Annotated in this window: 10 protein-coding genes and 1 pseudogene; all 11 read left to right on the top strand. The window is 46.5% G+C overall.

The window, feature by feature from the left end; translation table 11 throughout:
- The first annotated feature begins 88 nt into the window (after positions 1-88).
- The 11 genes and pseudogenes from UNITIG_RS16860 (at position 89) to purF (ending at position 11,611) form a co-directional block, all read left to right on the top strand.
- The gene (locus UNITIG_RS16860) at positions 89-625 is read left to right on the top strand and encodes a FimV family protein (RefSeq protein ID WP_101759540.1); all 537 of its coding nucleotides are present in this window, start codon (positions 89-91) and stop codon (positions 623-625) included.
- The gene (locus UNITIG_RS16855) at positions 565-2,832 is read left to right on the top strand and encodes a FimV/HubP family polar landmark protein (RefSeq protein ID WP_369809216.1); all 2,268 of its coding nucleotides are present in this window, start codon (positions 565-567) and stop codon (positions 2,830-2,832) included. Before UNITIG_RS16860 ends, UNITIG_RS16855 begins: the two co-directional genes overlap by 61 nt.
- Positions 2,833-2,952: 120 nt before the next feature.
- Positions 2,953-3,771 (top strand): tRNA pseudouridine(38-40) synthase TruA, encoded by an 819-nt coding sequence (truA, locus tag UNITIG_RS16850; protein WP_235015467.1) that lies wholly within the window; start codon positions 2,953-2,955, stop codon positions 3,769-3,771.
- A 135-nt stretch (positions 3,772-3,906) separates the two neighbouring features.
- Positions 3,907-4,548 (top strand): phosphoribosylanthranilate isomerase, encoded by a 642-nt coding sequence (locus tag UNITIG_RS16845; RefSeq protein ID WP_101759629.1) that lies wholly within the window; start codon positions 3,907-3,909, stop codon positions 4,546-4,548.
- Between the two features lie 18 nt (positions 4,549-4,566).
- Positions 4,567-5,793, top strand: coding sequence for a tryptophan synthase subunit beta (gene trpB / locus UNITIG_RS16840; RefSeq protein ID WP_101759538.1), 1,227 nt, complete (start codon positions 4,567-4,569; stop codon positions 5,791-5,793).
- Positions 5,794-5,832: 39 nt separating this feature from the next.
- Complete coding sequence (gene trpA, locus UNITIG_RS16835; protein ID WP_101759537.1) at positions 5,833-6,642, top strand: tryptophan synthase subunit alpha; 810 nt, start codon at positions 5,833-5,835, stop codon at positions 6,640-6,642.
- A 39-nt stretch (positions 6,643-6,681) separates the two neighbouring features.
- Positions 6,682-7,554 carry an acetyl-CoA carboxylase, carboxyltransferase subunit beta gene (gene accD, locus UNITIG_RS16830; protein ID WP_101759536.1) on the top strand — a complete coding sequence of 291 codons (873 nt, stop codon included), beginning with the start codon at positions 6,682-6,684 and terminating at the stop codon, positions 7,552-7,554.
- A gap of 14 nt (positions 7,555-7,568) precedes the next feature.
- Positions 7,569-8,840 (top strand): bifunctional tetrahydrofolate synthase/dihydrofolate synthase, encoded by a 1,272-nt coding sequence (folC, locus tag UNITIG_RS16825; RefSeq protein WP_101759535.1) that lies wholly within the window; start codon positions 7,569-7,571, stop codon positions 8,838-8,840.
- A gap of 21 nt (positions 8,841-8,861) precedes the next feature.
- On the top strand, positions 8,862-9,395 hold the full coding sequence (locus tag UNITIG_RS16820; RefSeq protein ID WP_101759534.1) for an SPOR domain-containing protein: 534 nt from the start codon (positions 8,862-8,864) through the stop codon (positions 9,393-9,395).
- A 117-nt stretch (positions 9,396-9,512) separates the two neighbouring features.
- Positions 9,513-10,007: a CvpA family protein gene (locus UNITIG_RS16815; protein ID WP_101759533.1), complete on the top strand. Its 495-nt coding sequence runs from the start codon at positions 9,513-9,515 to the stop codon at positions 10,005-10,007.
- A gap of 85 nt (positions 10,008-10,092) precedes the next feature.
- A pseudogene (purF, locus tag UNITIG_RS16810) lies at positions 10,093-11,611 on the top strand (amidophosphoribosyltransferase).
- Positions 11,612-11,669: the final 58 nt, after the last annotated feature.

The raw sequence follows: 11,669 nt of genomic DNA, 5'->3' as shown, positions 1-11,669 counted from the left end.
GCACAACTAATAGTTATAACGAAATTTTAACCCATGATTAGGGTCGCTGTATTAGCGGCTTATTCACTCGGTAAAGAAGGGACGGAATATGGTACGTAATAAGCTTGCAGCAGCGATTGCAGCGATTGGGGCATTGCAGGCAGGCCTGGTAAATGCATTGGGAATGGGGGATTTCTCCCTGAACTCTGCGCTCAACCAGCCATTAAATGCTGAAATTCGCTTATTAAATACTGAAGATCTGGATCCAAGTCAGGTTAAGGTAAAACTTGCCAGTAATTCAGATTTTGCCAATGCCGGGGTTAGTCGTGAGTTCTTCCTAACCAACCTTAAGTTCAAAGTTGTAATGGACGGTAAAGGCGGCGGTGTAATTAAGGTCTTTACTCGTGAACCTGTGCTTGAACCTTATCTTAATTTCTTAATAGAAGCGCATTGGCCTAGCGGTCGCCTGATGCGCGAATATACCGTTCTTCTCGACCTTCCCGTATTCAGTGATAGTGAGGCCGCGCCAGTAAAAGCGGCCCAAGCTGCTCCTTCTAAGGCTTCTGCCAGACCTGTAACCCCTTCATCTTCAAACCGCCCAGCAGTACAAACTTCCCCCGGCAGACTCTGCAACAGGGTGAATTAACGGCTGGAGAGAAATACCGGGTTAAAAATGACGATACATTATGGGAAATAGCCGTTAAGAGTCGTCCTGCTCAAGGGGTCTCAGTACAACAAACGATGGTAGGTATTCAGGCGCTTAACCCGGATGCTTTTATCAACGGTAATATCAATCGACTCAAGGCCGGTTCGGTATTGCGATTACCAACCGCTCAAGAGATATCTGTTTCTGATCGTCAGGCTGTAGGTGAAGTCGCCAGCCAGAATCGAGCTTGGCGCCAAGGGGATGATGCTGTTGCTCCACAGCTGGATGCGACAGCATCGAAGCCGGGATCAAGTGTTGCTGCAACAGAACAGCCTCGTTTATCGATAGCGACAGGTGGAAATACTGATCGTGCAGCTGATGGCGCTGGCGATATTGACTCAAAAGGAAGCCAGGCATTGCAAAATGAGCTGGCTGTTACTGCTGAGGCGCTGGATAAAAGCGCGCGTGAAAAAGAGGAGTTGGCGCAAAACCTAGCTCATATGGAAGAAAAACTGGCGACAATGCAGCGCTTGCTGGAATTAAAAGATGACCAGTTAGCGAGCATGCAAGCCAATGCAGGTGACCAACCGGAGCCAGTCGCCGAGCCCAGTCCCGCAGTAGAGGAAAAACCTAAACCCGCCAAGCCACCAGCCCCAGCTCCTGAGCCAGATTCAATGTTCAGTGATCCCTTGGTTTTAGGCGGTGCGGCTGCGTTGTTGTTATTACTAGCAGCGGGCGTGGTAGTTATGCGTCGTCGCCAGAGCGATGAAGGCGATGCTGATACTATTGATTTTATTGAAGAGGAGCCTCTGGCCGATACTTCTCTGGACGAGATATCAGCGGAAGAGACTGCCCCATTCATGGAGGAAGAGCTTGATACTACGGATGATTTAGTCGCCGAGCTTGAGCAACAAATTGCTGCTGACAACGCCGCTGAGGCTGCGCTTGCTGCTGAACAGGAAGATCAGGAAGTTGCCGCGGAAAGTGCGCCTGCTTTGCAAGCTGAAACCGGTGATGTGGTTGCAGAAGCCGAGATTTATATTGCCTACGGTCGCTATCAGCAAGCTATCGACTTATTAAGAGGCGCTATTGGCAAGGAGCCTAATCGTAGTGATTTGCAGGTTAAGTTATTGGAAGTTTGTGTTGAAACTCGCGATAAGCCAAGTTTTCAGCAGCAGTTTGTTGCTTTGCAGGCATTGGGCGATGAAGCCGCAATCGCTGATGTTAAAGAGATGCTTTCTACTGTAGACGGTGTTTCTGACTGGCTTAATGATTTACCAGGCTCCATGGATGATTTCACCGACGAGGATATGGATGCCGATTTACTTGATGACGGATTAATAGCTGAGCCAGCCGCTGCGGATATCCAATTAGATTTAGATGATGATTTAGATATTGATCTTGAATTAGATGGTTTGGATCTTGATACCGACGATGTGGATTTCGGTAGTACCATGGAAACCGATGCTGTTAGCGATGCGGATCTCGAGCTACATGATCTGGGTCTGGATGAATCCTTTGACGAAACAGACGCCGGTGATTTTGCAGCAGAGCTGGATTTAGGCGAGCTGGAGGCAGAAGCAGAGGAAGACTCCTTTACTGCGGATAAGACTGTGCAGATGGATGCTGCTGCTATACAGGCTGAACTTGCTGCCCAAACAGAATCTACAGAGAATAACCTTGATCTTGACCTTGATGGCGACCTTGATCTGGATTCCCTGGACGATACAGACTTGGGGGATCTCGAGGCTGAGTTTGGTGAAATTGGTGATGTTAAGGCTGATCTCGATATTGCCGAGTCTGAATTGGAGCCACTTGCAGAAGAGCTTGAATCAGATACAGAAACCACTACTGCAGAGTTAGAAGCAGATATCGATTTCGATGACATGGATTTTGACCTGGAGGCATCCGCAGATAACGATGTTCCTGTATTGGCTGAGTTTGACGCTGAGCCCGAAACAGCTGAGCCGCCACCGGTAGAAACTGATAAAGGCTTTGACGAATCAGTAACTACACCAGCGGGCTCTGAAGATGATTTTGATTTTCTCGCTGATACTGATGAGGTAGCTACCAAGCTTGATTTAGCCAGAGCCTACATTGATATGGGTGATACCGAAGGGGCGCGCGACATTCTTGATGAAGTGCTACAAGAGGGCAATGATGAGCAGAAGCAAGAAGCAACAGCACTGGTTGATCGTATCGAATAATTAATAAGTGCTTAATCATCGCTATAGCATAGCGGGAACAGTGTAAACTGTTCCCGCTTTTTGTTTTAATCGGCACCAATTTTAGTCTCATCTCGCTAACATCCAACAAGAGCTTTCAGTTTGTTTACCGATCAATTTAACCCTGGTGATACAGTAGCAATGGCCATAAGCTACGATGGTAGCGCCTATCACGGGTGGCAGGCGCAACGTAAGCCACAAGTGGCTACGGTGCAGGAAGAGCTTGAAAAAGCGCTCAGCCAAGTTGCTAATAACCCCGTTAAAGTGCAGTGTGCCGGTCGTACCGATGCCGGTGTTCACGCTAGCTATCAGGTAGTGAATTTTGAAAGTCCGGTTGCGCGAGGAGAAAAAGCCTGGGTCACTGGCACTAACACCTTGATGCCTCGCAATATTGCTGTGCAATGGGCCAAGCAGGTCCCTGCTGATTTTAATGCCCGCTTTTCAGCGACGGCGCGCCGTTATCGCTACATTATTTTGAATACAACCGCACGTCCCGCGTTATTACAATCCGGCGTTACCTGGGAGAGTCGGCAGCTCGACCATAATTTAATGCATGAAGCCGCCCAGCATCTTATTGGGGAATTGGATTTTACCTCCTATAGGGCTGTGGCATGTCAATCCAACACGGCCATGCGCAACATTCACTTTATTGAAGTGAGTCGACGTGGAGAGATGGTTATTATTGATATTCAGGCGAACGCTTTCTTACTGCATATGGTGCGTAATATAACTGGAGTACTGTTAGAAATTGGTAAAGGTAATCAGCCATCTTCATGGGCTAAAGCTGTGTTAGCAGCCAAAGATAGAACCGTTGCCGCCGCTACGGCACCGCCACAGGGTTTATATTTAGTCGGGGTTAGCTATCCTGAGCATTATGGTTTACCAGTGTATGCTCCCGGGCCTTATTTTATCACTGAATAAAAGATTCTCCTTTCTTATTGCAGACAGCATAGCCTGCAGTTTGTTACCATGGTGCTTTATTCCGGCAGGCTAATTTAATGCGTGGTAGCCGGTTGGTCAGTCAATAAAATAGTATTCAGAAACCTTGATCCCACCGTGAATCGAACTCGTATAAAAATATGTGGTATTACGCGTCCAGAAGATGCCGTCGCTGCTGTTGAAGCAGGGGCAGATGCTATTGGTCTGGTATTTTATGCCCCTAGTAGCCGTGCCGTGAGTATCGATCAGGCAGCAAAAATATGTTCGGTTTTACCTGCCTTTGTTTCCATTGTGGCTCTAACCGTTAATGCTGATCTGCCATTGTTGCAACAAATCGATAAATACTTACCTATTAGTTTGTATCAATATCACGGTGACGAAAACGCTGCTGATTGCATGCAGCTAGGTCGGCCTTATATGAAAGCGCTAAGGATGCGCCCAGATATAGTGTTGCTGGATGAAATTGCCAGCTTTTCGTCCGCCCAGGCAATTTTATTAGATGCTTACCAGCCTGGCGTTCCTGGCGGTACCGGTGAACGATTTGACTGGCAGCGGATACCACCACAAATTCGGCCACAAATTGTATTGGCGGGCGGTTTACAACCAGACAATATTGAGCAGGCGGTGAGCAGTGTTAAGCCATTCGCGGTTGACGTGAGTGGTGGCGTTGAAGAGTCTCCGGGAATTAAAAGTTCAGAAAAAATTATGCAATTTATTCAAGGCGTACAATGTGCTGATCGCTTGGCACTCGCCGGTTAATAATGGTGGCAATACAAAATGACAAGCAGTAAAACAAAATCGGCAGTAGATTATGCTGCAGTTCCTGACGCTCAAGGCCACTTTGGTGAGTATGGCGGCCGTTTTGTTTCAGAAACGTTGATGCAGGCTCTGGACGAGCTTGAAACCAGTTATAAAAAATTATCCAAAGACCCGGCCTTTCAAGCAGAATTCGATCAGGATTTGGCTCACTATGTTGGCCGTCCATCACCTTTATATTTTGCTAGACGCTGGACTGAGCAGCTCGGTGGTGCAAAAATTTATTTAAAGCGCGAAGACTTGAATCATACCGGTGCGCATAAAATCAATAACACTATTGGTCAAGCGCTGTTAGCAAAATACTCGGGTAAATCCCGTATCATCGCTGAAACCGGAGCGGGGCAGCATGGCGTAGCGACTGCGACAATTGCTGCCAGATTAGGTATGGAGTGCCAGGTATTCATGGGGGCTGAAGATGTACAGCGACAGTCCCTCAATGTTTACCGTATGAAACTGCTTGGTGCCGAAGTGATACCAGTGACATCCGGTTCCAAAACATTAAAAGACGCTATGAATGAAGCTATGCGCGATTGGGTCACTAACGTTGATGATACTTTTTATATTATTGGTACTGCTGCAGGACCTCATCCCTACCCATTATTAGTGCGCGATTTTCAGTCTGTCATTGGCCGTGAAGCTAGAGCACAGTGTTTGGAATTAACTGGCCAATTACCTGATGCACTTATTGCTTGTGTTGGTGGGGGTTCTAACGCTATCGGTCTATTTCATCCCTTTCTCACAGATGAAAATGTCGCCATGTACGGTGTAGAGGCGGGTGGCGATGGTGTGGATACTGGCCGACATGCTGCGCCTTTATCCGCTGGTGAGCCTGGCGTATTACATGGCAATCGTACTTATCTGATGCACGATGAAAACGGACAGATCATTCATACTCACTCAGTTTCTGCAGGGCTGGACTATCCAGGTGTTGGCCCAGAGCACTCATGGTTAAAAGATATTAAACGTGTAAATTACGTTGCAATTAATGATGACGAAGCTTTAGCCGGTTTTCGCGGCCTAACTAAAATTGAAGGTATTATGCCAGCGTTAGAATCCAGTCATGCAGTGGCTTATGCTAACAAGCTGGCACCCACTATGGATAAAGACCAAATTATTATTATTAATTTATCTGGCCGTGGCGACAAAGACATTCATACCGTGGCAGGCATCGATGGTATTACTATTTAATCTCGTTGCTTTGGCAACTATCAAGATAGGAGATAATTCTTGAGTCGTATTGCTGCTTGTATGCAAGCGTTACAAACGCAGGGCCGCAAGGCATTAATCCCGTATATTGTTGCCGGTGATCCCAACCCGGATTTTACCTTGCCGTTGATGCATCAATTAGTTGCCGATGGCGCTGATATTCTTGAGCTTGGCATTCCATTTTCTGACCCGATGGCCGAAGGCCCGGTCATTCAGTTAGCCCATGAACGGGCGCTGGAATATAACATCAGTCTACGCGATGCGCTGGCCATTGTTGCTCGGTTTCGTGAAACAAACCAGCATACGCCGGTGGTATTAATGGGTTATGCAAACCCGGTAGTAGTGATGGGGTTTGAACAATTTGCTCAGGCCGCAGCTAAAGCAGGCGTAGATGGTTTATTAACGGTTGATATGCCACCGGAAGAGGCAGGCGCTTTAAATACTGCGCTTAAAGCCTCCAATATTGATAGCATATTTTTATTGGCGCCAACGACAACTGCCGCGCGCATTAAGCACATTGCCGAATTAGCCACGGGTTATCTTTACTATGTTTCGCTTAAGGGTGTTACTGGTGCCGGTCATTTGGATGCTGACTCTGTTCGTAATAAATTGACCGAAATTAAAGCCATTACCAACTTACCTGTGATGGTAGGTTTTGGTATTAAAGATGCTGAGTCAGCCTCTACTATTAGCCGTTTGGCTGAAGGCGTAGTAGTAGGCAGTGCACTGGTTCAAAAGGCTGTGGAATTATCACAACAAAATGATAGCAACGCCATCGCTGGCGCTTCAGCGTTGATTGCCGACATGCGTCAGGCAATGGATGCAGTTTAAACTATACTTATTAACACTTAATTTTAACGGGATAACACGATGAGCTGGCTAGATAAAATACTTCCTACCATTGGTCGTACTGGAGAGCAGGATAGAGATCGGCGCACCAGTACCGTACCTGAAGGCTTGTGGAAAAAATGTGTTAAATGTGAGGCGGTTTTGTATCGCCCTGAACTTGAGAAAAATCTCGATGTTTGCCCTAAGTGCGAACATCATATGCGTATTGGTGCCCGTCGCCGCCTTGCTGGTTTTCTCGATGAGGCTGATCAACAAGAAGTACTGGCAAGCATCGAGCCAGTTGATCGCTTGAAATTCAAAGACAAGAAAAAATATAAAGATCGGCTATCTGCTGCGCAAAAATCAACTGGCGAAAAAGATGCGCTTATTGCCGTGCAGGGTAAAGTTAAAGGCGTACCTGTGGTCGTGGTCGCATTTGAATTTAATTTTCTGGGTGGCTCTATGGGTTCTGCTGTCGGTGAAAAATTTACCCAGGCAGCAAATCTGGCGCTCGAACAAAAAATTCCTTTTATCTGTTTTTCTGCTTCCGGTGGCGCCCGTATGCAAGAGGCTTTAATTTCATTAATGCAGATGGCGAAAACCAGCGCAGTTTTGGAGCGCCTTAAGCTTAATGGAGTACCGTATATTTCTGTAATGACCGATCCGATTTACGGTGGTGTGTCGGCAAGCCTGGCTTTGCTTGGTGATATTAATATTGCCGAACCTGATGCCCGCGCTGGTTTTGCCGGCCCGAATATTATTGAACAAACCATTCGCCAAAAACTACCGCCGGGCTTCCAGCGTAGTGAGTTTTTATTAGCTCATGGTGCAATCGATATGATCGTTCATCGGAAAGATATGCGTGATACTTTGGCCAATCTATTATCCATGCTTACACGGCGTGCTGCTGCTTAGGCGTTTCTTTTTACATGCGCTTTAATCTACTGCAGGACTGGCTGAGCTGGCTTGAGTCCTGCCACCCTTCTGAAATTGAACTTGGTCTAACGCGTGTTGGCACTGTTGCCAGCACCATGGGGCTTGATTTATCTGAATGTAAAGTCGTTACGGTTGCTGGCACTAATGGCAAAGGCTCCTGTGTCGCCAGCTTAAACACATTACTGCGCTCTGCGGGTTACCGTGTGGGCTGTTTTACTTCACCGCATTTTTTAGAATATAACGAGCGAATTGTTGTTAATGACAAACGCGCTACAGATCAACAAATTAGTGCAGCATTTGATGCTATAGATCAGGCTAGAGCTGATATCAGTTTAACGTATTTTGAATTTGGTACGCTCGCAGCATTCTATATTTTTCAGCAAAGTGAATTGGATGTAGTCATTCTTGAAGTGGGGCTTGGTGGGCGATTGGATGCGGTCAATATTATTGATGCCGATATTGCTGTTGTCACTAGCATTGATATTGATCATGAAGAGTGGCTGGGTAATGATCGTGAAGTTATTGGACGCGAAAAAGCCGGTATATTTAGAGCAGGGCGTTACGCTATTTCAGCGGGTTATTCGCCACCTCAATCTTTACAGCAAGCCGCTGCTGAGTGCGGTGCCATACTCTTGCAAGCCGGCGATGATTTCACCTTTAATGCGGATAAAGGCTGCTGGTCCGGACAAAACCTGTCATCTCAACCCATACAATTAACTGCATTACCGGCAGTGCAACTGCCAACCGAAAGCGTTTCGGCTGCTATTCAGGCATTGCATTTACTTGATCTACCTATTGCATCGGTGGATTACCAAGTGCTGGCCGCTACCGCCCTGACAGGTCGTTTTCAGCAGCTTCGTATCGCTGGCAAGCACGTCATCATGGATGTTGCCCATAATCCAGCTGCTGCGACCCATCTTGCTCATCAGTTGCTGGTTAACGTTTGCCAAGGTCGAACATTCGCTCTTTTTGCAGTCATGGCTGATAAGGATATTCCCGGCATTATCTGTGCCATTGAGCCACAGATAGATAGCTGGTATTTAGCGGATTTACCGCACACGTCCAGAGCTATGTCTGCTAGCCTGTTAGCCAACGAAGTTGTTAAACATTCCTCCTCGCAGGTTAGTGTTTGCCATAATATTCAACAAGCATTACAGCAGGTATTATCATTAATGACAGGGCAAGATCGTCTGGTGGTTTTTGGCTCTTTTTTCACCGTGGCTGATGTTCTGGCTTTTAATCAGCAGCCCTCAACAATATTATGAATGAACTATTAGGTAGCATGCATGAATGACGGATTTAAACAGCGTTTAGTGGGCGCAGTGGTGTTGGTGTGCCTCGCATTGATCATGTGGCCACTTATTTTTTCTGATGCTGACCGCATTGCAATGGATCGAACCAGTCAAATACCGCCTACACCGGCTTTTGAAAAATACACTGTCACAGCGCCAGCAAGGCCTCCATCTATTGAGCCAGTGGTCACGCCACAAGAGCAACCCGTCGCAGCGCCAACGCCTAGCCTTCCTAAGGCTGAAGAACCCCCAATTAAACTGACACCAAGGCTGGATTCGCGTAACTTGCCGGAAGCATGGGTGCTGCAAATTGCCAGTTTTTCCGAGACGGCGAATGCCAGAGAATTGACCAAGGCTTTGGTTGAGAAGGGCTATAAAGCCTATACACGTACTGTCACTACCAGTGATGGCCCCTCTACTCGGGTTTATATCGGTCCGAGACTGACTAGTGATGCCTTCGATGACATTATGCCAACCATCAATAAAGCCTATGGTGTTAAGGCCATGGTTGTACGTTACGAACAATAACCAGGGTGTTAGATTTGATCGTTGCAGATAATAAAATTACTAGGGCAGTGACACGCCCTCTGTTAGAATTCGCGCTGTTAATTTGTCGCTCTTATCGTCGTTGAAAACAGGTTGCTAATGAATTGGGCAGATTGGACCATCGTTTCCATTATAACGATCTCCAGTTTATTGAGTATTAAGCGAGGCTTTGTTAAAGAAGCAATCTCGCTAGCAATCTGGGCGCTGGCTTTTTTTATCTCTGTCGCTTTTCATGAGCGATTGGCCGTATTGTTAGAAGATCTTATTACCTCTCCTTCTCTTCGCTATCTGTTATCATTCGCCGTTCTTTTTGCAGCCACCCTCGTGGTTGGTGCCATGGTCAAATATTTAGTTGGCGAGTTGGTAAAGATGACCGGGCTTAGTGGTACCGATAGACTTTTTGGTATGGCATTTGGATTTGTCCGTGGCGTCATTATTGTGATGGCATTGTTGATATTATCGCCAATGGCTGTCCCGGTTAATAATGATGGCTGGTGGCAGCAATCGTTATTAATCCCGCATTTTTTATTGATTGAGCATTGGTGTAAAGACAGCTTCAGTTTTTTACTTGAGTTTTTTGGCCAGTGGTTATAACTATCTTCCCGGATTGGGGATAGCTAAATTTATGGATAGTGTTGTTAACTCTACAATAGCATTGTAGCTTGATGAGGTTTAAACCATGTGTGGCATTGTAGGTATAGTCGCCAAGTCTAATGTAAACCAGGAACTCTATGATGCGCTTACCGTGCTGCAACATCGCGGCCAGGATGCCGCTGGCATTGTTACTTTTGATAACGGCCGATTAAACCAGCGTAAAGGTAATGGGTTAGTTAAGGATGTGTTTCACACTCGCCACATGCAGCGTTTGACCGGTAATATTGGTATTGGCCATGTGCGCTACCCAACAGCAGGAAGTTCCAGCCCCGCTTTGGCACAACCGTTTTATGTCAATTCCCCTTACGGTATCAGTCTGGCTCACAACGGTAATTTAACTAACTCTGCAGAGTTAAGTCGCGAGTTATTCCAAACAGATCTTCGCCACCTCAATACTGATTCAGATTCTGAAGTACTACTCAATATTTTTGCCCATGAATTACAAAAGCTCGGTAAATTAGCGCCATCTGCTGAAGATATTTCAATGCAGTCACTGCTGTGCATAACCGCTGCAAAGGTGGTTATGCCGTAGTGGCAATGGTTGCCAATTACGGTATTGTGGCTTTTCGTGACCCGCATGGTATTCGTCCAGTGGTATACGGTGAGCGTGTCACCGCTACCGGCAAAGAGTATATGGTTGCTTCCGAAAGCGTTGCGTTGGATGTCCTGGGTTTTAAACTCGTTGGCGATGTCCCGGCAGGTGGCGCTGTTTATATCGATACTGACGGCCATCTACACACTCGCCAATGTGCAGAAAACACGATTACTACCCCGTGTATTTTTGAGCATGTCTATTTCGCTCGCCCTGATTCCATTATTGATGGTATTTCTGTTTATAAATCCCGTCTACGACAGGGTGAAAAACTAGCCGCTAAAGTGTTAGAGCTGCGGCCTGATCATGATATTGATGTAGTCGTGCCAATTCCAGACTCCAGCCGCATAGCTGCTCAATCAATGGCGCACAAGCTTGGCGTTAAATTCCGCGAAGGTTTGGTCAAAAATCGCTATATCGGCCGTACGTTTATCATGCCGGGTCAAAGTCAACGAAAAAAATCGGTGAAACAAAAGCTCAATACCATCGGTTTAGAATTTAAAGATAAAAACGTCATGCTGGTCGATGATTCCATTGTACGCGGTACGACATGCAAACAAATTATTGAAATGGCTCGTGATGCCGGTGCAGCCAAGGTGTATTTTGCCTCTGCTGCTCCACCAGTAAGGTACCCCAATGTTTATGGTATCGATATGCCATCTGCTGAAGAGCTCATCGCACATGGTCGCACTGAAGAGGAAGTAGGTGAGCTGATTGGTGCTGACTGGTTGGTGTATCAAGATCTTGATGATCTGATTGATAGTTCTGCTGAAGGTAATCGTTCTATCAAAAATTTTGATTGTTCGGTCTTTACCGGTGAGTATGTAACCGGTGATATCGATGCCGCATATTTAGCACGTATTGACGCTGAACGTAATGATGAAACAAAGTCCAAACAAGAGTCCGCAGATGAGGGGGCAGTGATGGCTTGCACAATGACGATGCCCTATAGCATTATTGGGCATTTTGAACCATCGACCGAATAATCGAGAACAAACAGGTAAACCAAC

The organism is Oceanicoccus sp. KOV_DT_Chl, assembly GCF_900120175.1.
Taxonomy (GTDB): Bacteria; Pseudomonadota; Gammaproteobacteria; order Pseudomonadales; family Dasaniaceae; genus Oceanicoccus.
The sequence above is the reverse complement of the archived record's forward strand: the minus strand, read 5'-3'. Positions and strand labels throughout refer to the sequence as shown.

Excerpts from the sequence above, each read along its gene's own strand:
- folC (WP_101759535.1), top strand. The coding sequence starts at position 7,569 with ATGCGCTTTAATCTACTGCAGGACTGGCTGAGCTGGCTTGAGTCCTGC.
- UNITIG_RS16815 (WP_101759533.1), top strand. The coding sequence starts at position 9,513 with ATGAATTGGGCAGATTGGACCATCGTTTCCATTATAACGATCTCCAGT.
- UNITIG_RS16860 (WP_101759540.1), top strand. The coding sequence starts at position 89 with ATGGTACGTAATAAGCTTGCAGCAGCGATTGCAGCGATTGGGGCATTG.
- accD (WP_101759536.1), top strand. The coding sequence starts at position 6,682 with ATGAGCTGGCTAGATAAAATACTTCCTACCATTGGTCGTACTGGAGAG.
- UNITIG_RS16820 (WP_101759534.1), top strand. The coding sequence starts at position 8,862 with ATGAATGACGGATTTAAACAGCGTTTAGTGGGCGCAGTGGTGTTGGTG.
- trpB (WP_101759538.1), top strand. The coding sequence starts at position 4,567 with ATGACAAGCAGTAAAACAAAATCGGCAGTAGATTATGCTGCAGTTCCT.